General features: G+C 62.7%; 16 protein-coding genes. 9 read left to right on the forward strand and 7 right to left on the reverse strand.

Going from position 1 to position 21,662, the window contains the following annotated elements:
- Positions 1-127: 127 nt before the first annotated feature.
- Together ACFELO_RS08875 and ACFELO_RS08880 are read right to left on the reverse strand one after the other, a co-directional pair.
- Complete coding sequence (locus ACFELO_RS08875; protein ID WP_440957416.1) at positions 128-2,674, reverse strand: TonB-dependent receptor; 2,547 nt, start codon at positions 2,672-2,674, stop codon at positions 128-130.
- 394 nt (positions 2,675-3,068) lie between these two features.
- Positions 3,069-5,621 (reverse strand): TonB-dependent receptor, encoded by a 2,553-nt coding sequence (locus ACFELO_RS08880; RefSeq protein WP_440957417.1) that lies wholly within the window; start codon positions 5,619-5,621, stop codon positions 3,069-3,071.
- Positions 5,622-5,949: 328 nt separating this feature from the next.
- On the opposite strand from ACFELO_RS08880, the gene ACFELO_RS08885 reads away from it, so the two are divergent.
- The 3 genes from ACFELO_RS08885 to ACFELO_RS08895 all read left to right on the forward strand — a co-directional run bounded on the left by ACFELO_RS08885 (position 5,950) and on the right by ACFELO_RS08895 (position 9,874).
- Positions 5,950-7,119 (forward strand): hypothetical protein, encoded by a 1,170-nt coding sequence (locus tag ACFELO_RS08885; protein WP_440957418.1) that lies wholly within the window; start codon positions 5,950-5,952, stop codon positions 7,117-7,119.
- Between the two features lie 65 nt (positions 7,120-7,184).
- Complete coding sequence (locus ACFELO_RS08890; protein WP_440957419.1) at positions 7,185-9,239, forward strand: prolyl oligopeptidase family serine peptidase; 2,055 nt, start codon at positions 7,185-7,187, stop codon at positions 9,237-9,239.
- On the forward strand, positions 9,236-9,874 hold the full coding sequence (locus tag ACFELO_RS08895; protein WP_440957420.1) for a class I SAM-dependent DNA methyltransferase: 639 nt from the start codon (positions 9,236-9,238) through the stop codon (positions 9,872-9,874). Before ACFELO_RS08890 ends, ACFELO_RS08895 begins: the two co-directional genes overlap by 4 nt.
- On the opposite strand, the gene ACFELO_RS08900 is transcribed toward ACFELO_RS08895, so the two are convergent.
- Positions 9,865-10,494 (reverse strand): glutathione S-transferase family protein, encoded by a 630-nt coding sequence (locus ACFELO_RS08900; RefSeq protein ID WP_440957421.1) that lies wholly within the window; start codon positions 10,492-10,494, stop codon positions 9,865-9,867. The genes ACFELO_RS08895 and ACFELO_RS08900 overlap by 10 nt on opposite strands.
- Positions 10,495-10,521: 27 nt before the next feature.
- Positions 10,522-12,246 carry an amidase gene (locus tag ACFELO_RS08905; RefSeq protein ID WP_440957422.1) on the reverse strand — a complete coding sequence of 575 codons (1,725 nt, stop codon included), beginning with the start codon at positions 12,244-12,246 and terminating at the stop codon, positions 10,522-10,524.
- A gap of 232 nt (positions 12,247-12,478) precedes the next feature.
- Here ACFELO_RS08905 and ACFELO_RS08910 point away from each other — a divergent pair, with 232 nt between their 5' ends.
- From ACFELO_RS08910 to ACFELO_RS08920, 3 genes are all read left to right on the forward strand, one after another.
- The gene (locus ACFELO_RS08910) at positions 12,479-13,522 is read left to right on the forward strand and encodes a hypothetical protein (RefSeq protein WP_440957423.1); all 1,044 of its coding nucleotides are present in this window, start codon (positions 12,479-12,481) and stop codon (positions 13,520-13,522) included.
- Between the two features lie 123 nt (positions 13,523-13,645).
- Positions 13,646-14,914: a 2OG-Fe(II) oxygenase gene (locus tag ACFELO_RS08915; protein ID WP_440957424.1), complete on the forward strand. Its 1,269-nt coding sequence runs from the start codon at positions 13,646-13,648 to the stop codon at positions 14,912-14,914.
- A gap of 151 nt (positions 14,915-15,065) precedes the next feature.
- Complete coding sequence (locus tag ACFELO_RS08920) at positions 15,066-15,854, forward strand: hypothetical protein (protein WP_440957425.1); 789 nt, start codon at positions 15,066-15,068, stop codon at positions 15,852-15,854.
- An 18-nt stretch (positions 15,855-15,872) separates the two neighbouring features.
- On the opposite strand, the gene ACFELO_RS08925 is transcribed toward ACFELO_RS08920, so the two are convergent.
- The 3 genes from ACFELO_RS08925 to ACFELO_RS08935 all read right to left on the reverse strand — a co-directional run bounded on the left by ACFELO_RS08925 (position 15,873) and on the right by ACFELO_RS08935 (position 18,755).
- Positions 15,873-16,484: an FMN-dependent NADH-azoreductase gene (locus tag ACFELO_RS08925; RefSeq protein WP_440957426.1), complete on the reverse strand. Its 612-nt coding sequence runs from the start codon at positions 16,482-16,484 to the stop codon at positions 15,873-15,875.
- Between the two features lie 100 nt (positions 16,485-16,584).
- Entirely contained in the window at positions 16,585-17,199 is a 615-nt protein-coding gene (locus tag ACFELO_RS08930; protein ID WP_440957427.1) for an FMN-dependent NADH-azoreductase, read from the reverse strand.
- Positions 17,200-17,312: 113 nt separating this feature from the next.
- Positions 17,313-18,755, reverse strand: coding sequence for a M20/M25/M40 family metallo-hydrolase (locus ACFELO_RS08935; RefSeq protein ID WP_440957428.1), 1,443 nt, complete (start codon positions 18,753-18,755; stop codon positions 17,313-17,315).
- Positions 18,756-18,863: 108 nt separating this feature from the next.
- Here ACFELO_RS08935 and ACFELO_RS08940 point away from each other — a divergent pair, with 108 nt between their 5' ends.
- From ACFELO_RS08940 to ACFELO_RS08950, 3 genes are read left to right on the forward strand one after another with little or no spacing between them, the layout of a single operon-like run.
- On the forward strand, positions 18,864-19,802 hold the full coding sequence (locus tag ACFELO_RS08940) for an FkbM family methyltransferase (protein ID WP_440957429.1): 939 nt from the start codon (positions 18,864-18,866) through the stop codon (positions 19,800-19,802).
- Between the two features lie 25 nt (positions 19,803-19,827).
- Positions 19,828-20,769 carry a pirin family protein gene (locus ACFELO_RS08945; RefSeq protein ID WP_440957430.1) on the forward strand — a complete coding sequence of 314 codons (942 nt, stop codon included), beginning with the start codon at positions 19,828-19,830 and terminating at the stop codon, positions 20,767-20,769.
- Positions 20,770-20,771: 2 nt separating this feature from the next.
- The gene (locus tag ACFELO_RS08950; protein ID WP_440957431.1) at positions 20,772-21,662 is read left to right on the forward strand and encodes a hypothetical protein; all 891 of its coding nucleotides are present in this window, start codon (positions 20,772-20,774) and stop codon (positions 21,660-21,662) included.

Consider the following 21,662-nt stretch of genomic DNA (forward strand, 5'->3'; position numbering starts at 1 on the left):
GGCCTCCGGGCCGCCCTTTTTGTTTCCAGCGATCACCAAGAGCCTGAAAAGACAAGGGCCGGAGCTTGCGCTCCGGCCCTCGCCATCCTCCCTGACTGGTCATTTTCGCCAATCAGTTTTTTGTATATTACCACTCCGTGCGCAGAGTGACACCCCAGGTTCTCGGAGCGCCCATGAATGCGCCGAAGCCGCCAGACTGAGCAAACTGGTCAAACGCCACCTGCGCATAGGCTTCGTCGGTCAGGTTGCGACCCCAGGCCTCGATCGACCAGGCGCCGTCCGCGTGATTCAGACCCACCCGCGCATTGAGCAGGGTGAAGGCGTCTTGCTGCTTCTCGGGATCCAGGTCAGACCCGGTGTTGTAATCGCTGACATAGCGAGCATCGAGGCTCGCCAGACCCCAGACATTACCCCAGAGCGGACGCTCATAGATAACCTGGGCGGTCAGGAAGTTTTCCGGAGACAGCGAGATCTGCTTGCCACGCAGATTGGCGGCAATGCTGGTCTCATCGCCATACTCGGCGTTCACATAGGCGTAGCCGCCGCTGATATCGAGACCATCAATCGGCGTTGCGTAAGCGAAGTCCACTTCAAGACCATAGCTGGTCACGCTTTCGATGGAGTTCACCACGAAGGAAATGCCGGTGAAGGTGTTGAGCTGGAAGTCCTCGACCTCCTGATAGAAGGCGTTGGCGTTCAGCTGCAGCACATTGCCGAAGAGTTGGGATTTGAAGCCCACTTCATAGGCGTCGATGATTTCCGGTGCGAAACCGGAGTCCACATCCGTATAACCGGTGACCGGATCGAGCGGGCCGCCAAAGGCGCGGTCGAGGTTGAAACCACCCGCCTTGAAGCCGCGCGAATAGCCGACATAGCCCATGAAATCATCGCTGAAATCATAGGTCAGACGGATGGTGCCGGACACCTGCTCGTCCGTGCGCTCACGGTCATAGCCGTTCGCATCCAGCGCCGTCCGGGCATAGGGCAGACAAATATTGCCCGCTGCGGTTCCCAGACCGGAGATCGTTGCGGCCGGCAGGCCTGCCGCAGTCGCAGCAGCGATAACGCCCGCCACCGGATCGGGACCAAAGGCCGTTTCCAGCGCACCGCAAGCCGCCGGGCTGTTGGTGTTGAACGTCGCAAAGACATTCTTGGTCTCGTGCGTATAGCGCAGACCCGCCGTCAGGCTGAGATTATCGGTCAGACGATAGGTGTTGTGGGTGAAGATCGCCCAGCTTTCAGCCGTCTGCTCATACAGGTCCTGCGCAACGCCCGTCCCTTCGGGAATGGCCGAGCCCGGCGCCGGAATCGGCAGGAAGCCCTGAGCGCCCGGAACGCCGATCAGCGCCGCCACAGGGGCAAGGCCCTGCATGGCCTGCAGCGTGGCGGAAACCCCGGCCGGGGTGCCCAGCGGCGGCACCGAGCCCGCCGTCAGCAGACGCCCGAGATACGCTTCCCAGTCATCACCAAAGCGGATGGCGTCGCCCAGCTCGAGCTCTTCATGAGAGACAAAGCCGCCGACCAGCCAGTCCAGATCGCCCCAGATGCCCGTCAGGCGGACTTCCTGGGAGAAACGCTCCAGATCGGTGAAGTTGCCGTCCGCGCGATAGGCGATATCGGCGGTCGAATAGTCGATATCCTGGGTCCGGCTGTTCTCCCACTGACGCCATGCAGTGACAGAGGTCAGCGTGCCGATCGGCATCTCGATGTCGAACTCGGCGGAGAGGCCCTGGTCTTCGACATCCTGCTGATATTCGCGGTTGGCGTAGGACACGCGTGCGCCCGGGTCAGCCGGTTGCATCACCTGACCGCCCACAGCGCCCACAAAGGCGGCCGGCGCGGCGGCGTAATCCCACTGGACCGCGGAGCAGCACAGCTCGTCACGGTTGGAATAATCATAGATGATGCGGCCTTCGACAGCCTCGCTCGGCGTCCACAGAGCCTGGGCGCGGAAGGTGTAATAGTCCTGCGTTTCGGAATCGCGGACTTCAGCCGGACCATTGCCGTCATCATAGATGAGCTGCTGGAAGCCATCGCGCTCGCCCTTGGCGGCGAACAGGCGGAAGGCCAGCACATCCTCGATCAGCGGGCCGGTCAGCGAGCCGCTGAAACGGCTATAGCCATAATCGCCCAGCGTCGCCTCGAGCGCGCCGCCATGCTCGAACTCGGGAGCCGCGGTCACAACATTCAGAACGCCAGCCGAGGTGTTCTTGCCAAACAGCGTGCCTTGCGGGCCGCGCAGCACCTCGATGCGTTCGATCTCGCCCAGATCGCCGAAGCCGACGCCGTTCCGCGAGCGGAACACGCCGTCAATGTAGACGCCGACCGAGCTTTCGAGGCCGAAGTTGTCGCCCACGGTGCCGATGCCGCGAATACGGGCGGTGGTGATGGTCTCGGACTGGGTCGAGGTCACCATCAGGCCCGGCGCGATCGAGATCAGGTCCTTGATATCGGCGACACCTGCATTTTGCAGGGCGTCCGTGTCATAGGCGCCGATCGAAAGCGGCACGTCCTGAGCGCTTTCTTCACGCTGTTGCGCGGTCACGGTGATCACATCAATGGTCCGGCGCTCTCCGCCGCCAACCTGTTCGAACACCTGGGCCTGAGCCGCAGAGCCGAGTACCAGCGTGGATGCAGCCGCATACAGAGCGGCGCGCGTGAATTTCGACATCATGAATTAGTCTCCTCCCTACTCAGCGTTCCCGGTTTGCCCGGTGACTGTTGCGGGGTCATCGCCCCATGCATCGCTGACTAATGTCCATACAAAGGTGACTTATTTTGCGGTCGCGTAAAGCTCCCAATAGCGCTTAAGCATTCTCGGAATGCCCAAAACCGCTATTTTTCTGAATTTTGGTATACGACTGTTGCGAAGCTGTCACGATTACGTGCGCGTCAATCTATGCTGCATAAGCACAATAGAATATCGCAATTCCAAGTGAACACGCGCTGCGCCCGCTAACTAGCACAGCAGATTCGACAAGGCAGAATCGGATAAGCCAATAAAAGAAAAGGCCGCTTCCGGTTGGAAGCGGCCTTTCGCAGGTGCAGCTAAGCTGGAAAAGCGGGTGTTACCACTCCGTGCGCAGCGTCACACCCCAGGTGCGCGGGGCGCCCAGGAATGCTGCATAGCTGGCGGTGCCACGCGGGTCGATCGAAGTGCCGGAGCCGGCGCGGCGGCCCTGGGCAAAGGCGTCGATCGCCACCTGGGCGTAGGTCTCGTCGGTGAGGTTGCGACCCCACAGCTCGACAGACCAGGCGCCGTCTTCACGACCCAGACCCAGGCGCGCATTCACCGTGGTGAAGGAGTCCTGGACCTTTTCCGGGTCGAGATCGGAGCCGGTGTTGTATTCAGACGCCCAGCGGGCATCCAGGCTGGCGCTGGCCAGCAGGTTGTTGAACACCGGGCGGCTATAGATCAGCTGCGTAGTGAAGGTCTGATCCGGCACCAGCGAGAAGTCCTGACCTTGCAGGGCGTCCACCAGCGGGTCACCCGTGTTCACTTCGGTGTACTCGGTGTTGGTGTAGGCGTAGCCCGCCGTCACATCGAGACCGTCGATCGGAGTGGCGTAGTAGAAATCAAGCTCCACGCCATAGGTCTCGGCTTCATCAATGCTTTCCACCACAAAGGCGATGCCGTTGAAGGTGTTGAGCTGGAAGTCGCTGACCTGCTGGTAGAAGGCCGAGCCGTTCAGCTGGACGACATTGCCGAACAGCTGGGACTTGAAGCCGACTTCATAGGAATCGACGATTTCCGGCGCGAACGAGTTGTCCGAATTGGTGTAGCCATCCGGGCCGATCGGGCCGTTCAGCTGGCGATCCAGGTTGAAGCCGCCCGCTTTGAAGCCGCGCGAATAGCCGCCATAGATCATCGCGTCGTCGCTGATGTCATAGGTCAGGCGGATCGTGCCGGAGACTTCCTCGTCGGTGCGCTCGTTATCATAGCCGTTCGCGTCCAGACCCGAGCGGTGATAGGGCAGGCAGATGCTGCCGATCGCCGTCGCGCCGTTCGCAATGGTCGCCGCCGGCATGTTCTGAGCGGTGGCCGCAGCAATGAAGCCGTTGATCGGATCAAAGCCGAACGCCTGTTCCAGCGCGGCGCAAGCCAGCGGCTGGTTGGTGTCGAAGGTCGCGTAAACGTCCTTGTTTTCACGAGTGTAGCGCAGACCCGCCGTCACGGTCAGATTGTCGGTGATGCGGTAGGCGTTGTGGGTGAAGATCGCCCAGCTGTCCGCCGACTGCTCATACACATCCTGGTTCACGCCCTGGCCGTCAACGAAGGCCATGCCCGGGGGAATGTTGATCAGACCGCCCGTCAGCGAAGCCAGCACAGCGCTGACGCCAGCCGGCGTGCCCAGCGGCGGCACGGTGCCCGCCGTCAGGGAGCGGCCCAGGAAGGCTTCCCAGTCTTCGCCGACGCGGATGCCGTCGCCCAGAACCAGATCTTCGTGGGAGTAGAACGCGCCCACGAGCCAGTCCAGATCGCCCCATTGGCCGTTCAGACGGACTTCCTGGGACAGACGCTCGATGTCGGTGAAGTTGTTGTCCTTGTCGCGATAAGCGAGGTCGGCGCTGGTGTAGTCAATGTCCTGGCTACGGGCGTTTTCCCAGTTGCGATAGGAGGTGACCGTGGTCAGGGTGCCGACCGGAAGTTCGAAATCAAACTCGGCGGACACGCCCCAGTCTTCGACGATCTGGTCAAATTCGCGGTTGGCGAAGGCCACGCGCTCGGACGGATCAGCCGGGTACAGGGTCTGGCCGCCCACAGAGTTCACCAGGGCGATACCCGCCGGGGTGTAATCCCAGGACGCGGCGGAGCAGCAGACTTCATCACGCTCGGTGTAGTCGGCGATGATGCGGCCGGTGACCGTTTCGCTCGGCGTCCATTCCAACTGACCGCGCACGGACCAGAAGTCCTGATTGTCAGAATCGGTCTGGCGAAGCTGGCCGTTATCGTCCTCGACATAGAGGTCCATATAGCCGTCGCGCTGACCGCGCACCGCAAACAGGCGGCCCGCCAGAACGTCTTCCACGATCGGGCCGGTCACATAACCGCTGAGGCGCGAATAGTTGTAATCGCCGATGGTGGCTTCCAGACCGGCGCCCGGCTCGAATTCCGGACCCGCGGTGACGATGTTCAGAACGCCGGCGGAGGTGTTCTTGCCGAACAGCGTGCCTTGCGGACCGCGCAGCACTTCAATGCGCTCCAGCTCGCCCAGATCGTTGAAGCCCACGCCGTTACGGGCGCGGAACACGCCGTCGATATAGACGCCGACCGAGCTTTCGAGGCCGAAATTGTCGCCCACGGTGCCGATGCCGCGAATACGGGCGGTCGTGATGGTTTCAGACTGGGTGGAAGTGACGATCAGGCCCGGAGCAATGGCTTGCAGGTCCTTGATGTCACGCACGCCGGCATTGGCCAGCGCTTCGGTGTCGTAGGCGCCAATGGAGATCGGCACGTCTTGCGCGCTTTCCTCACGTTGTTGCGCCGTCACGGTGATCACGTCGATCGTACGGCGCTCGCCGCCGCCGACCTGTTCGAACACCTGAGCTTGAGACGCTGCGCCGAGCGTCAGGCTGGACGCGGCGGCAAGCAAGGCGATCCGTGTGAAGGATGCTGCCATGGAAACTCTCCCTGATAAGACGCAGCTTTTTTTAACTGCTTTTAGTTTTCGACCAGCCAGCTGACCGGTTGTCCGGACCATGACTGATTTGCAACGCAATATAAAGATGCTGCATGCGCGACATTCAAATGAGAATGCCAGAAAAGCCTATTTTATTTGAATATTTTATTACCGATGCGGCGCAGCAACACAGCGCAGCATGTGGAGTATGGATATAACCCCTCTGGGGCCGAAATTGCCGCAACCGCACACGCGCATATCAGGGTTACTGTCTGACAACGCCTTCAGCGCTACACTCTCCTCGCAGGCAGGAAGAAGAGAGAGCCGCGTGAACGACGACGTGATGATCCAGCTCAAGCGCCATCTGGCCAGCGCAGAGCAGATTGATGTCAGCCGCTACCAGTTCGTGAACATGGAGCGGGTGCGCGAAGCCGCAGGTCCGCGTTGGCCCGAACTGCGAGAGCGCGCCTTCATCGCCTCACGCTCGATCATGGAACGCCATGTCGCCGAGGATGACCTCATCATCCAGTGCGAAAGCGGCTATCTCGTTATCTTCAAGGCGCTCTCGGGGCGTCAGGCCCAGGCCCTGACCAACAAGGTCCGGCTGGAGCTTGAGGAGTTTTTCCTGGGCGAGGCCTTCATCAATCAGCTGGGCGTCGAGGCCAAGTGCGAACAGCTCAGCGTGGAGGAGTTCGCCGCCACCCTCGCCTCTGCTGACGTGGATGAGCCGCGCCGGGCGAGAACCGTCGAGACAGAGCCTGACCAGAACAAGGCGTTCTCCCTGTACTACCAGCCGGTCTGGGACAAGAATCGTGAAGCCGTGGCGAGTTATTTCGTGCGGGCTGTCAGCGCCGAGATCGATCAGCCCTTCCAGTCACGCAACACCGACCTGATGCTGACGGACCTCAAGCCCGATGCGCGTCTGGCTGTTGACCGGGCGGTGCTCAGCGAAGCGACCGACGCCCTCTCTGATCTGGTGAATTCGGGCAGTCGCTGCGCCCTCATCGTTCCGGCCGGCTATACGTCTTTGAGCAATGCGCGGACACGATCCCAATATGTCACAGCGCTGGCCGCCCTGCCCGCGAACATCCGGCAGCTGGTCTGGATCCAGATCAAGGATGCGCCCGCTGATCCGCCGCCGAACATTCTCGATGAAACTCTGCGCATCCTGCATGCCCAGACCGGAAAGCTCTTTGTCCATGTGCGGACGGACTGGCCGTATTGGAGCCGGTTCGAGCATTCAGGCGTCGATGCGATCGGTGCCGATTTCCCCGAGCGCCCGACAGATGCGGACCGGCTGGACATCGAACGACTGATGGCCAGCGCCAAGCGCGGCAACGCGCTTGTATATTTCAACCGGGTCGACGCCTGGGAAACCTTCCGGGCCGCCACCCAGACCCAGGCGCATTTCTTTTCCGGGCGGGCCATGGGCCAGCTGCCCCATCCGGCGCCGCCATACAGGCTGTCGCGGGCCCGGCTTCTCAGCAATGCGCGCTAGCGCAGACTTGCCCTTGGGCGCTTCACAGCCCTACGCTGACAAATCAGAGATTTGGAGCGTAATTGATGAACCGCATTCTTCTTGCTTCGCTCGCCATGGCGCTGGCGGCTCCGGGCGCCTTGGCCTCGACCCAGGCTGAAGGCGGCCCCCTGCAGGCCGCCGACATCTTCAGCCTGGAGATGGCGAACGATCCTCAGATCAGCCCCAATGGCCGCTGGGTCGCCTATCAGCGGCGCTCCAATGACATCATGACCGACCAGACCCGCTCGGCGATCTGGACCGTGCCCTATGAAGGCGGCGCCAATCGCCCGCTGGTCACCGGCGCTGGCGAGTATTCCTCACCGCGCTGGTCCCCGGACTCCTCCCAGATCGTCTTTGTCGCCAATGAGAATGGCGAGAGCGAGCTGCGCAAGATCTGGGTCGATAGCGGGAGCAGCGCCACGCTGGCCCAACTGCCCGGCGGCGCCGGCAATCTCAGCTGGTCGCCCGATGGCCGCTGGATCGCTTTCACCATGTTCATGCCCACGCCCGAGCCGCAGATTGATATCGGCATGCCGGACAAGCCCCGCGGTGCGGAATGGGCGGCGCCGGCGCTGGTGGATGAAACCACCCGCTATGAATTTGACGGCGCAGGCGAGCTGCCTTCGGGCTTTTCCCAGATTTTCGTCGCGCCTGCGGATGGCGGCGCGCCGCGTCAATTGACCCATGTAACCGATGGCTCGATCTCGGGCGTCAGCTGGGGGCCGCAATCCGAGCGCCTCTATTACTCGCTGGGCGGCCGTCAGGCGGACGATTTCGACTTCCGCGAAGCCGACATCTACGCCATCGCGCTGGATGCCTCCGAGCCGGTTCAGATCACCAGCTTCCCCGGCGGGGAATCGAGCCCCCGCGTCTCGCCCGATGGTCAGACGCTGGCGTATCTCTCCACCCCGCGCCGTGAGGAGTCCAATGTGGACACCGACCTCAAGGTCGTGGCGCTGTCAGGCGGCGAACCGCGCGAATTGCTGGCGGATCTGGATCGCGGCATCAATCAGGCCGAATGGGATGAACGCGGACGCGGCCTCTTTGTCAGCTTTGATGATCGCGGCCATACGGTGCTCGCCTATGCGGGCCTGAGCGGCGGGCTCGACCGGATCAATGACGCCCTTGGCGGCACGACCTTTGGTCGCCCCTACACCTCGGGCTCTTTCACCGTGTCCGGCAATGACCGCTGGGCGGCGACCATCGCCAGCGCGTCCGATCTCGCCAATGTGGGCGTGGGTACGCGACGCGGCCTCGCCAATCGCCTGACCGATGTGAACGCGGACGTTCTGGGCCTGCGTGATCTGGCGGAGATCGAACGCTTCACCTGGGAAAGCTCCGCCGATGGTCAGGAGATCGAGGGCTGGATCGCCTATCCGCCCGGCTTTGATCCCGGCCAGACCTATCCGATGATCCTTGAGATCCATGGCGGCCCGCACACCGCCTACGGCCCGCAATTCTCCGCCGAGGTCCAGCTTTATGCGGCGGCGGGCTATGTGGTGCTCTACACCAATCCGCGCGGTTCGACCTCTTATGGCGAAGCCTTCTCTAACGAAATCGACAAGGATTATCCCGGACAGGACGTGGATGACCTGCTGTCGGGCGTGGATGCGCTGGTCGCGCGCGGTTTTGTGGATGAAGAGCGTCTGTTCGTGACCGGCGGTTCGGGCGGCGGCGTGCTGACCGCCCAGCTGATCGGGGTGACAGACCGCTTCGCCGCGGCCGCCGTGGGCAAGCCGGTGATCAACTGGATCAGCTTTGCGCTCGCCGCGGACATCGGCCCCAGCATCTATCGCTACTGGTTCGGTGTAACGCCGTGGGACGATCCTGAAACCTATTGGCGCCGCAGCCCGCTCTCGCTGGTGGGTAATGTGGAAACCCCGGCCCTCGTCTTTGTGGGCGGCGAAGACCGCCGCACCCCGGTGTTCGAGGCCGAGCAGTACTATAACGCCCTGCAGATCCGCGGCATTGAAAGCCGTCTGGTGCGCATTCCGGGCGCCTATCACGGCATCGCCGACAGCCGCCCCTCGCGCCTGTTGCAGAAAGCCGGTCACGTCCTCGCCTGGTTCGAGCAATACGATCCTGCGAACGCGGAATGACGGATCGTGATCGCGAGGCGGAGGCGCGCGGCGCCGCCGCCATTGCGGACATCTATGAACGCCATGCCGAGCGCTTTGACGCGCGCAGACGTTCAGCAAAGACCTTCATGGAAGCGGGCTGGATGGCCCGCTTTCTTGCTTTGGCGGCACCAAGCGGGCGCATACTCGATCTGGGATGTGGCTCCGGATTTCCCATTGCCGCGCACCTGATTGAACAGGGCTTTGACGTTGAGGGCGTGGACATCGCCCCGGCCATGATTGCGCTATGCCAGAAGTCCTGGCCGGGCCAGACCTGGCGTGTCGGCGATATGCGCACCGTGACGCTGGCCGGTCCCTATGCAGGCGCCCTCGCCTGGCATTCCAGCTTTCACCTGCCCGGCCTTGATCAGGCGCAGCTTATCGCACACATCGGCACGGCTTTGGCGCCCGGCGCGCCCTTCATGTTCACCAGCGGGGATGGCGATGGCGTCGCCTGGGGTGACATGTTCGGCGACCGGCTGTTTCACGCCAGCCTCGCCCCGGCGCAGTTTGAATCTGCGCTGGAGGAAGCCGGGCTTGAGATCATCGACCGGGTTCTCTGGGATGACAGCTGTGGCGGCGCGTCTGTCTGGCTGACGCGGAAGCGTCACACCTGACCGCTGGGCCGCGCCTTGCAGGCGTCCCGCCATTTCGCCAGCGCCTCCAGATCCTCGCCGGGGATCATCTTGACCCAGGCGCCGAACTCAACGGTCACGAAGGCGGTGATGTCAGCAAAGCTGAACGTGTCTCCCGCCAGCCAGGGCGTGTCGGAGAGGCGTTTGTCGAGCGTCTTGAAGAAGCGCTGGCCTCGCGCCATGCCGCGCTCAGCCAGTTCAGGAATTTGCGGCACGGGGTCCGGCCCCGGCAGCGCCCGGTCCTTCATGGATATTGAGGTGTTGCGCAGCACCTCCATCACGCTGATCAGGCCTTCAAACTCGGAGCGCCACACCCATTCAGCCACGCGCGCCTGTTCGATCGGGCTTGTGCCCAGAAGCGGCGGATCAGGATAGAGCGCTTCAAGATACCGCACGATGGAGGCGTTCTCGCACAGGCTGTCCCCGTCATCGGTGACCAGCACCGGCACGGTGCAGCCCGGATTGACCGACATGAAGTCCTCGCTGAACTGCTGGCCCGAGCGCAGATCAACCTCGACGGTCTCCACATCAATCCGCTTTTCCGCAATCACCATGCGAGCGCGGCGCGGGCTGGGCGCAGTGGCGCAATCATAGAACTTCATGGACGGTCTCCTCCCGGGGCTGAGGCGTTACTCGGCGAACGCTTGCGGCCGAGTATCGGCCACGCCCAGCCGCGCTTCAATCTGCGCGCCCAGCGCCAGGATCACGCCTTCGTCAAACAGAGGCGCCCAGAGCGAGGTCGCATAGGGCACAGAGAAAGTCTCTCCGCTTTCATCCGCCGGCGCACCGAAAATCGTCCGCGTGGGCTGGTCGACAAAGCCCGATCGGAAGGCCAGCTGGGGATGGCCGGTATAGTTGGTGATCAGCAGCATGCCGCCCGCAAAGTTCGGCCCGATCATGGCGTCAACGCCCTCAAAGGTCTGCGCCATCATCTCCATCGCCTTGCGACGCAAGCGGTCGGCATTGACCATGTCCACGGCGCTCGCGAAGCGCGCCCGGCGGAAGGTGTTCGGCCAGGCCGCATCCACCTGCCAGCGCAGCTGGTCATCAAGATCTTCAAGCGTCATCGTCTCGAACGCCGCTGCGGCCTCGCATTCGAGCTGGATCAGCATCGTGTCCCAGGGCTGGTCGTCAAACTCGACCGGGACCAGCTCCACACCCAGCGCGCGGGCCGCTTCGAGCGCGGCGCGATCAGGATCGGCCGCCTCTTCGAACCAGGCCGGGTTATAGCCCAGACGCAGGCCGCTGAGGTCGCGCGAGAAGTCCGCTTCAAAGCCATGATCAAAAGACGACGCATCCCCCGCATCCCCGCCATTGATCACGCCCAGCACCAAAGCCGCATCGGGCGCCGAGCGCACAATGGGACCGATCTTGTCGAGCGACCAGCACAACGCCATGGCGCCCGTCCGCGCCACCCGCCCGAAGGTCGGGCGCAAGCCCGTCGTGCCGCAGCGATGGGAGGGTGAGACGATGGAGCCCAGCGTTTCCGTGCCGATGGCGATGCTGCACAACGCTGCCGCCGTGGCCGAGGCCGGTCCCGCCGAGCTGCCTGAACTGCCTTCATTGGGGTTGAACGGATTGCGGGTCACCCCGTCAAACCAGATATCGCCATAGGCCAAAGCGCCCGACGTCGCCTTGCCCAACAGCACTGCCCCCGCCGCTTCCAGGCGTTGCGCGACTACGGCGGTCTGCTCCGCCACATGGTCCTGATAGATCGCTGCGCCCCAGGTCGCGCGAATGTCCGCCACATCGATGATGTCCTTGAGCGCATAAGGGATGCCATGCAGCGGCCCGCGCACCTGCCCCCGCGCGCGCTCCTCGTCGCGCTCCCGCGCCTGACGCCGCGCCAGATCGGCGGTGACGGTGACATAGCATTCCAGCGCGTCGCCATGCCGGGCGATGCGATCAAGATAGATATCGGTCAGCTCCAGGCTGGTCAGCGCGCCCTGCGCCATCCAGGCCGATTGCTTCCAGCTCGGCGCAAAGGCGATATCCGCGGGATCAGTCGGCGCAGGCCCCGCATTGATCGGCAGGCCGCTGACGAAATTGCCCTGATCGCGATAGGTCTGGCCGGGCAAGCGCGGATCAAAGGTCAGAGCGGGCGCAAGCTCATTGGGTTTCTCAACCGCGCGCAAGCGCTCGGCGCGGGACACCCAGGCGTCGATGCCGTTCAGCATCTGCTCGCGTTCGGACGGGGTATAGCGCACGCCCATAAGCCGCTCCGCGCCCGACAGCATGTCCGCATTGATCGGGGTTTGCTGACGCGCGCCCGCCGCGGATGCCGCGATGCCGCCAACCCCGGCGCCCGCCAGAAGCCCCAGAACCGTGCGGCGCGTATTGTGAGTTCCTGACATGGCCTTCCCCTTGAGTGTTCAGCTCCGGTTCAGCGCCGAGCTGTTCATCTATGTTAACGGCGCAGCATGCGCCTGACTCGATTCAGATGGAATCTAGGCCGGCGCCAGCCCTTGAAAAAGTCGCAATTCGCCATGCTTTCGCCTTGTTTCGTTTGATTTCGCCCAACTTAAGCTCGATTATCGGGACATGGTTAATGCTTGGGCGTGTGAAATTAAGCTAAGGGGCCGGACCATGCGTGATACGATTGAGACCCAAGATCGGCCGATCTCGAACAATCTTCTCGGTTTGAACCGGGGACGTTCAGAGGATTCGGACGACGCCATGGATACAGAAATCGACCGCAAGACCCATCAGATGTTTGATCGTCTGACGGATGCGTATTACCGCGCCTCGGCGTGCTTTGACGCGTATCTGCACTTCCGCCAGACGCGGGGCCGCATGTTTGAAGAGGCCCTGCCGCGCGACAAGTGGATCAACCGCTCGGCCACCTATCCCGACAGCCACATCATGCACTTCTCCATCCTGGCGGGAATGGTGCTGGTGGAAGGGCTGATCAACGCCTACTTCTTTTCCAAGAGTTCCGACCTTGGCCTTCTGGGCGGCTGGATCCAGGCCATCACCGTGGCCTTCACCAACGTCATCACGGCCTTCTTCCTCGTCGGCTTTCTGGGGCTGCGCCTGTTGCAGAACCCTGACCGCCCCTTCTCCTTCGCTGCGGCCATTATCGGCACGCCCATGGCGGTGGGTTTCGTGGTGTTCCTGAACTACACCGCCGCGCTCTATCGCGACCTTCTGGAGCTGAACGCCGCCACGCTGGCGCTCGGCGATCTGGCTGAACCCACGGGCGCGATCCTGGCGCCAGTCAGTTCGGCCCTGTCCTTTACCGGCATCCAGACGCTCGAAGGCCTCTTGCTGTTCGGGCTGGGCATCACCTTTGCGGCCATCGCGGCGTTCAAGGGCGCAACCTTTGACGACCGCCTGATCGGCTATGGCACCGCCCAGCGCCGCGCCATCAACGCCGCCGCGCACCTGTCCGCCGTGCTCAAGCAATTGCCGCACACGCATCGCGAACACGCCCAGGACCCCGATGATATCGAGGCCAGCCTGAGCGCGCCGACCCGGCGTGAGGCGATCGCCCTCAAGCGCAAGATCGACAAGTTTTTCGCGGCGGACAATTCACGCTCGATCCAGCTTTATGAGCAGGCGCCGGACACCGATCTGTCGGAAAGCGCCGAGGATCGCGGCTCGGACAAACCGCCCTTTCCGGGGCGGTAAGACCGGGGCGTTTCGCCTTTTGACATCAGGCGTCGAAGATGGCGCCTGATGTCGGTTGCATTCCCCTGTGAGATTGCATAACAGCGGAGGGTGCGTTGCAGTTACCCACCGAGGCCGCAGTCAATGAATGCAATCATTTCAAAGAGCTCGCATGAGAACTCAGAGCTGCTTAGAACACAGTTTGAAAACAACACGCCCTTCAAACACATTTGCGTCGACAACTTTCTCGATCAAAGCATTAGTGACGGCCTGATCTCGGAATTTCCTTCCTTTTCGAACGACCGCGCCGTCAATGAATTCGGCCAGTACGGCGCCAAGGATGTGAACTGGGAACTCCAGCAGATCGGCCCCCACTACAAGGCCGTGTATGACTCCCTGACCAATGGCGAATTCACGCGCTGGCTCAGCTCCGTCACCGGCATTGAAGATCTGGTCTGGGGCGGCGAGAGCACCTATGGCGGCGGCACGCACGAAAACCTCAACGACGCCGAGCTGGATATCCACCTCGATTTCAACTTCGACGATCGCAACCAGTATCACCGCCGCATCAACGTCCTGATCTATCTCAATCCCGAATGGGATGCCGACTGGGGCGGCAGCCTGGAGCTGCACAAGGACCCGCGCATTCCCGCGACCAATGAGATCAAGGCCTTTCCGCCGTTCGCCAACCGGGCCGTGATCCACGAAACGAACGATCATTCCTGGCACGGCTTCCGCCGGATCAAGCTGCCACAGGACAAGCAGCACCTGTCGCGCAAATCCCTGGCGCTGTACTTCTACACCAAGGATCGCCCGCAGGAGGAAATCCGCGGCAATCACACGACCCATTATATCCACTGGCCCCTGCCCGACAGCTTCCAGACTGGCGCCGAGGTGACGCGGGAGATGTATCAGGACATCCATCGCCTGATCAGCAAGCGCGATAGCTTCATCAACTTCTTCCACGACAAGGAAGTCGAGCAGGCCGCGACGATCAAACACCTCAGCCATCGCTTCAATGACCTGCTGGACCGCGCCACCCCGCCGGTCCTGGGCTATGTCAGTCGCCAGGTCGGCAAGCAGATCGGCTTTTTCGAGGATGGCTGGATCGCGCCCCGGTTCTCGATGGGGTTCGTGGCGGAGCGCCCGGTCCGCAAGGTCAAGTTGCGGCTTGCCGTGCCCGATAACCACCGCGCCAATTACGTCATCGAAGGTCGCATTGGCGACACGCCGTTCGAGGTGAAGAAGTCCGCTTTCTCAGGCGCTATTACAATCGAGTGCAAGGCCCGGATCGACAAGGGCGCCGACTTCAAGATCGTGATCAAGACCAAGTCTGATCTGGAGTCTCCGGTCGGTGGCGATCAACGCGATATCGCCATCCTGCTGCAGCAGATCGAGTTTGAACACGCCTGATCCGAAGACGGGGAGAGCAACAGGGGCGTCGCGACACACGGCTGACGCGTCCTCGCCCTCCCCGGCTCGTCAAACTGGACCTAGCCTTGTCCGCACGCATGTCTAAGATGGATTCCATACGGTATCGACCGGCAAGGGGGACATCAGGGTCATGCGCAGCAAGGACATGCTTGGCATCGTCAATATCCTGATCGTGGCGGGCGTGCTGGGCGCGATCAGCTATGCCGCCCTTGTGCTTCAACCGCCTGAATACGATCCCAACACGTTGTGCCTGAGCGGCGAACAACCCGCCCACATGGCGCTGGTGATCGACAAGACCGATCTTTACTCCCCCGAGCAGGCCCAGCGCATCGAGGGCCTCGTTCTGCACAGCCGTGACCGGCTCGATATTGGCGAGCGCCTGTCTCTTTATGAACTCGACGCCCGCGGCGAGCTGATCAACACCAACAGCTTCTCTCTGTGTAATCCCGGACGCGGCGATCAGATCAATCCGCTCTACCGCAATCCGGCCCGCGTCGAGGCGCGCTATCAGGCGCTGTTTGAGGGCCCGCTGCAAAGCGCCCTCGCCGACCTTGTCGAGCCCAAGGAAAGCCCGGCCAGCCCCATTATCGAGGCGCTGGCGGATTTGGCGCTGGAAGAGGATTTTGACCCCAGCACGCCGCGCCGCACCGTGGTGCTGGTCTCGGACATGCTGCAGAACTCGCGCCTGTTCAGCGTCTATGGCCGCGCGCGTTCCGATCTCGCCAACCGCCTGCCCCCGCCCGGCCGCGTCGCGGCGCTGGTGGAGGAAGAGTATGGCGATGTGCTCGCAGGCGTGCAGATCGAGATCTATCTGATCGAACGCCGCGGCTGGAGCGCAGAGCAACGCGAAGTCCTGCAAGCGTACTGGTCGGAAGTCTTCCGCCAGCTCGGCGTGCGCGAGGAATGGCGGGCGCTCTAGACCGCCCGCCTGTCAGCCTCAGGCGCTGGCGGCCAGCGCTTTCAGCTCTTCACGCAGACCGTCCTTGCGAGCGTCATCGAACTCACGCCAGCCCGCGGCGTCGATGAAGCGCACATCGGTCATGCCCATAAAGCCGAGCACGTATTTCAGATAGCCCGTGGCGTAATCGATCTCGGACCCCAGCGCCGTACCGCCGGTGGGCATGACGATCCAAACGGTCTTGTTCTTCACAAGGCCTTCCACATACGGATCGCCATCATCAAAGACATACCGGAAGGTCTCGTTTGCACGCGCGACCAGATCAATCCAGGCCTTGAGCGCCGCCGGGATGGAATAGTTGTACATCGGCGTCGCAATGACGACGTGATCCACGCCCATCAGCTCATTCATGACTTCAGTCGAGACGCGCAACGCCTCGATTTGAGCCTCAGTGCGCGTGGAGGGCGGCGTGAACGCCGCATCGACAAAGGCCTCGTCCACGAAAGGCAGCGGGTTCGCCACCAGGTCCCGGGTCACGATCGCGTCCGCATCTCCGGCCAGGGCCTGAGACAGGCGGTCCGCCAGTTCACGGCTGGCGGAGTGGGTGGTGCGACCGCTGGAATACAGGGTCAGAATGCGAGGCGCGGTCATGAAAACTCCTTGAGCCATCTGCAATAGAGGGCTCAAGACATGCGGTCCGCGCCTCGCAAGCGCCAATCAATCGCTCACCACGATGTTGTGAGTGGAAACCCTATTCCGCCGCCAACAGCGTTTCGGTGGTTGCGGTGCGCGCCAGCTCCCGCACGGCGTCCTTCTGGGCGTCGTCCAGGAAGGGCCAGCCCATGCCGTCGATCACGCGCACATCGGTGAGGCCCAGGAAGCCCAGGATGAAGCGCAGATAGGGCGTTGCGAAATCGGCTTCGGAATCCAGACGCGCCCCGCCAGATGCCGTGACCAGCCAGACGGTCTTGTCTTTCAGAAGGCCTTCTGAACCGGCTTCAGTGTAGCGGAAGGTTTCGCGGGCGCGGGCGACATGGTCGATCCAGGCTTTCAGCGAAGACGGGATGGAGAAATTGTACATCGCCACACCGATGACGATGTGATCCGCCGCGTGCAGCTCGGCGATCAGCGCGTCAGAGCCTTTCAGCGTCTCACGCTGCGCATCACTGCGCTCGGACGGGTCGGTGAAGTTGGCAGTGACCCAGTCAGCGGTCAGCTGTTCTTCGGGGTTCTGCGCCAGGTCGCGCACAACCACATCGCCGGCGTCACCGGCCAGAGCCTGAGTCAGAAGGTCAGACAGTTCACGCGTGATCGAACCGTCGGTCCGGGCGCTGGTATTGATGCGAAGGATATTGGGCGCAGACATAATCATCTCCATCATTCTTGCGGCGCCGCCGCATGACATGTCAGGGGATATGCCTACGCCCGTATCCTGTGTGTAGCCCGCGTTCTGGAAGCTCATTGCTTCCAGAACGGAAACTACTCGCTGGCGGCGTTTTGCTGCGCCTGCGGGCGGAAGTCGGTTTCACTGTCCGCCAGCAGCCAGACCATCATGGTCCAGGCCGCAACATTCTGCGCCATCTCCTCGGGCACGATCTTGTCGAAGGTGTCGTTGGGGGTGTGGTGGAACTCGAAATAGTCCTCGCCATTCTGTTCCAGGCGCACCATGGGCACGCCCATATATTGCAGCGGGATCATGTCGGGGCCGCCGCCGCCTTCATTATCGCCCGGCACAACGCCCAGTGACTGAAGCTCGCGGTGGATCGCAGCGATTTCCGGCAAAGCGTGCTCACCCACATTTGACCCCATGCGCCAGACTTCCCGCGCACCGAAATCGGATTCAGAACCGATGATATGGTTCGGAATGGTGCCATCTTCCATGCGGGCGTTAGCGTAGGCGCGCGCGCCCACAAGGCCGACTTCCTCGGCGCCGAACAGCACCACGCGAATGGTGCGGCGCGGACGGTGCCCGCTATCGGCGATCAGCTTGGCGGCCGCGGTGACGATGCCCACGCCGGCGCCATCGTCCAGCGCGCCGGTCGCCGTGTCCCAGCTGTCCAGGTGCGCGCCAATGATGACGATTTCATCGGGCGCCTCGGAGCCTTCGATCTCGGCGATGACATTGCCGCTCATCGCCTGCCCGCGCCAGCCGGCATAGGTGCGCATGTTGATGCGAATGGTTTCGCCCATCTCGTGAAGGCGCTGGATCTGGTCGGCATCCGGGCCGGAAACGGCCAGCGCCGGAATTTCCGGATGGCGTCCTTCAGGAAAGCTCATCATGCCGGTATGGGCGAAGCGGTTGGTGCTGGTGCCCACAGAACGGATCAGAAGGCCCGAAGCGCCCCGGTCCTCGGCCATCACCCAGGCGTCGCGACGCTTGCGGTTGGCCCAGCCATAGCCCTCGCCCGTCCGGCTGGCGACCATGCGGTCATTGACGAAGACCAGCTTGCCTTCCAGGGCGTCCGCGGATGCATCCGAAGCCAGCAGCGAGTCATAACTGTCAAAGAAGACCACTTCGGCCTCAAGTCCGCCCTCAGGCGTCGCGCCCGCGCCGCCCAGAGAGATGGCGTAGAGCGGCTGGGGATAGGGCGCAGTAATAGCCACTTCCTCATAGACCGACCGGCCACGCGTCCACAGATCAAGCTCGAACGGCTCAACGCGCACATTCTCGAAATCAAGACGCTCAAGCGTCTCAACAGCCCATTCACGCGCGCGGGCCTCCTGCGGCGTACCCGCCAGACGCGGCCCCACTTCCGTGGTCAGGGATTCGGTGATCTCATAGGCCAGATCGCTCGCCAGCGCGGTCTGACCCAGGCTCTGGGCGATTTCGCGGGTTTCGGCGTCCAGCTCGAACACCGCGTCCTGGGCCTGAGCCAGGCTCGCGGTTGATGCCAGGGCGGCGACCATGACGGTGCGCAGCATGTTGTCTCTCCCTCTCCGGTTCGGGCTGACCTTATAGGCGCCTTCGCAAAAGTGAAAACCTGATCTGATGGTATGCGGGCGGGGACAAAACCGTTTATATGTCCGGCTATGACAGAGACGGCTCCCAATCCCGATCAAGCCTCGCTTGAAACTGATGAAACCCTGGCGATTCCGCCGGCCCCCGAAGGCATGGCCCGCTCGCGCGGCGGACCGATCGCCCATGAGCCGCCGACGCCGGAATACGGCGCCTATGCCCCCGGTTTCATCAGCAAGATCGGCCTCGCCATTGGCCGGGCCCTGCCCGCTTCACGCGCCGGTCTGCGGCTGGCGGGCGCGGCGCGTCCGCTGGCGCTGAACGGTGTGAAAGCCGGGGTCGCCGATGTGGAAGCGCTCGGGCTGAAGCTGCGCCTGCATCCCACCGACAATCTGTCGGAAAAGCGCCTGTTCATGACGCCGCAATGCTTTGACCCTGCTGAGCTGGCCTCATTGCGCGCCCTGATGGGGCCGGGCAAGACCTTCATGGATATCGGCGCCAATGCGGGCGCCTATTCGCTGGTCGCGGCGAAAGCGGGCGGAGATAAATCGCGCGTCATCGCGGTTGAACCCCAGCGCGAGATGCGTCGCCGTCTCAGTTTCAACGCGCGTCAGAACGGTCTTGGAAATATCGAGATGGCTGGCGTCGCCCTCGCCGATTACGAGGGCGAGGAAGTCATGCGCATGATCTCCGGCAATCATGGGCAAGCCCGGCTGGGCGGGTCCGAGGGCGAAGCGGTACGCGTCACCACGCTCCTGACCCTGATGGACGAGCTGAAGCTGAAAAAAGCTCATGCCATGAAGGTGGATGTGGAAGGCGGCGAAGCGGCCATCCTGTCCCACTTCTTCGCCAAAGCCGACAAAGACCGCTGGCCGGACCTGCTCATCCTCGAGCGAGCCGACATGGCCGATGGCCGCGATGCGCCGGACGCCGCCGCCCTCGCCATGCGCAAGGGCTATGGCGTGCGCCATAGCACCCGGATGAACGTCATCCTCGACCGCACCACCGGCTAGACGCCCCTGACAAAGGACACGTCCGATGAGCTCTCTTGAACGCATTCTCGAAGGCAAGAGCAAGGATCTGGGCGGGTTCTCCGTCGCGCGCATTCTGCCTGTTGCGCAGCGCCGCCATGTGGGTCCGTTCGTGTTCTACGACCAGATGGGCCCGGCGCAATTCAAGCCCGGCGAGGGCATTGATGTGCGCCCCCACCCCCATATCGGTCTGGCGACTGTCACCTATCTGTTTGATGGTGAAATGGATCACCGCGACTGTCTGGGCGTGCACCAGACCGTCTATCCTGGTGATGTGAACTGGATGACCGCCGGCAAGGGCGTCACCCATTCCGAACGCACAGGGGATGAAGCGCGCGCCAAAGGCATGTTCCTGCATGGCATTCAGGTCTGGGTCGCCCTGCCTGAAGACCAGCAGGAGATCGACGCCGAGTTTCACCATCATGGCGCTGGCGAATTGCCTGCCTTCGACATCGGGGGCGCGCAGTTCAGGCTGATCCTGGGCGAGGCTTACGGCCACACCTCTCCGGTCAAGGTCTACTCCCCGATCGTCTATGCCCATATCGAAGCGAAAGCGGGCGCCGAATTTGATCTGCCCGAAGGTCATGACGAGCTGGCGATCCACGTGGTGAGCGGGAGCATCCAGACGGCCTCCGAAACACTCACGGGCGGCCAGATGGCGATCTACGCTCCGGGCGAGACCACTGGACGCGTCACCGTGACCGAGGATGCGCGCCTGATGCTTCTGGGTGGTCAGCCCTTGGGCGAGCGCTTCATGGAATGGAATTTCGTCTCTACATCTCGCGAACGGATCGAGGAAGCCAAAGCCGACTGGCGCGCCTCCATCGCGGGCGGCTTCAGGGACACATACTTCCACATGCCGGTGGATGAGCGCGAATACATCCCCCTGCCTGGTGATCCCGAACCGGGCGAACCGCCTGCCTGCACAGAAGAAAACCCCACCAGCTAGCCATGGTTCAGGACGAGCTTACCCCACAGCTGGTGGCGCAAATCATCGAGCGTGGTCCGCTGGAGGATCTGCAGACCCTGCCCATCGCTCTGGCGCTCGGCCTGCCCGACCGCGTGGACGTTCAGGCCATCTGCCTTCAGCTCGCCGAGCATGAGGATGAGTATGTGCGCGGCAATGCCGTACTGGCGCTCGGCCATCTTGCGAGACTGACCGGCGAGCTTCACGAAACACGCGTGCGCAAAGTGCTCGGCGAAGCGCTTGAGGACGATAGCGAATTTGTGCGCGGCCAAGCCGACAACGCTCGCAGTGATCTGCACATGTTCCTGGGGTGGGACTTTGACGGCTATGCGCAGTCCCAAGATGACATCGCGCCCGTCTTTCCCGAAGCGCGCTATCAACTTTACATCATCGTCGACGCGGAAAGCCGCGTTCTGATCGAGCGCGACCATCAGCCCGGCGTCCTCGCGCCCTCAGACCTCTTCGCCCCTGATCCGCGCGGCCTCAGCCATGGCCATAACTGGCGCCTGCCCGGCTTTGGGATGGATGCGCCTCTGTCAGAGAACGCCAAAGCCCTCAACGCCGCCTGGGACGCCCGCAAGGGCACGGTCTTCGTCAATGAAAGCAATCTCTTTGAAGAAGCCGTTCTGGTTCAGGCGCGCCATGACAGCCCTATCGGCGCCCATGCCCTCGGCGACTGGGTCTGGCTGAAACTCAGAGCCTATTATTGTGACGGACCGTCCTCAGGCCTCTGGCCCGCCGCCCCCGGCATCGAGCAGCGATGGGTCGAGCCCGCCACGGTGATGGCGGACCTGCCCGTCAGCGCCCATGACCGCTACGCCCTTGCCCAGCTCGATGAGTTCTGGATGCGCGAAACCGGCATGGCGTTTTTGTAG

It is taken from the genome of Oceanicaulis sp. LC35, assembly GCF_052055585.1.
GTDB lineage: Bacteria > Pseudomonadota > Alphaproteobacteria > Caulobacterales > Maricaulaceae > Oceanicaulis.

Excerpts from the sequence above, each read along its gene's own strand:
- ACFELO_RS08935 (WP_440957428.1), bottom strand. The coding sequence starts at position 18,755 with ATGCTGCGCACCGTCATGGTCGCCGCCCTGGCATCAACCGCGAGCCTG.
- ACFELO_RS08915 (WP_440957424.1), top strand. The coding sequence starts at position 13,646 with ATGAATGCAATCATTTCAAAGAGCTCGCATGAGAACTCAGAGCTGCTT.
- ACFELO_RS08925 (WP_440957426.1), bottom strand. The coding sequence starts at position 16,484 with ATGACCGCGCCTCGCATTCTGACCCTGTATTCCAGCGGTCGCACCACC.
- ACFELO_RS08940 (WP_440957429.1), top strand. The coding sequence starts at position 18,864 with ATGACAGAGACGGCTCCCAATCCCGATCAAGCCTCGCTTGAAACTGAT.
- ACFELO_RS08905 (WP_440957422.1), bottom strand. The coding sequence starts at position 12,246 with ATGTCAGGAACTCACAATACGCGCCGCACGGTTCTGGGGCTTCTGGCG.
- ACFELO_RS08880 (WP_440957417.1), bottom strand. The coding sequence starts at position 5,621 with ATGGCAGCATCCTTCACACGGATCGCCTTGCTTGCCGCCGCGTCCAGC.
- ACFELO_RS08875 (WP_440957416.1), bottom strand. The coding sequence starts at position 2,674 with ATGATGTCGAAATTCACGCGCGCCGCTCTGTATGCGGCTGCATCCACG.
- ACFELO_RS08895 (WP_440957420.1), top strand. The coding sequence starts at position 9,236 with ATGACGGATCGTGATCGCGAGGCGGAGGCGCGCGGCGCCGCCGCCATT.
- ACFELO_RS08930 (WP_440957427.1), bottom strand. The coding sequence starts at position 17,199 with ATGTCTGCGCCCAATATCCTTCGCATCAATACCAGCGCCCGGACCGAC.
- ACFELO_RS08910 (WP_440957423.1), top strand. The coding sequence starts at position 12,479 with ATGCGTGATACGATTGAGACCCAAGATCGGCCGATCTCGAACAATCTT.
- ACFELO_RS08950 (WP_440957431.1), top strand. The coding sequence starts at position 20,772 with ATGGTTCAGGACGAGCTTACCCCACAGCTGGTGGCGCAAATCATCGAG.
- ACFELO_RS08920 (WP_440957425.1), top strand. The coding sequence starts at position 15,066 with ATGCGCAGCAAGGACATGCTTGGCATCGTCAATATCCTGATCGTGGCG.
- ACFELO_RS08945 (WP_440957430.1), top strand. The coding sequence starts at position 19,828 with ATGAGCTCTCTTGAACGCATTCTCGAAGGCAAGAGCAAGGATCTGGGC.
- ACFELO_RS08890 (WP_440957419.1), top strand. The coding sequence starts at position 7,185 with ATGAACCGCATTCTTCTTGCTTCGCTCGCCATGGCGCTGGCGGCTCCG.
- ACFELO_RS08900 (WP_440957421.1), bottom strand. The coding sequence starts at position 10,494 with ATGAAGTTCTATGATTGCGCCACTGCGCCCAGCCCGCGCCGCGCTCGC.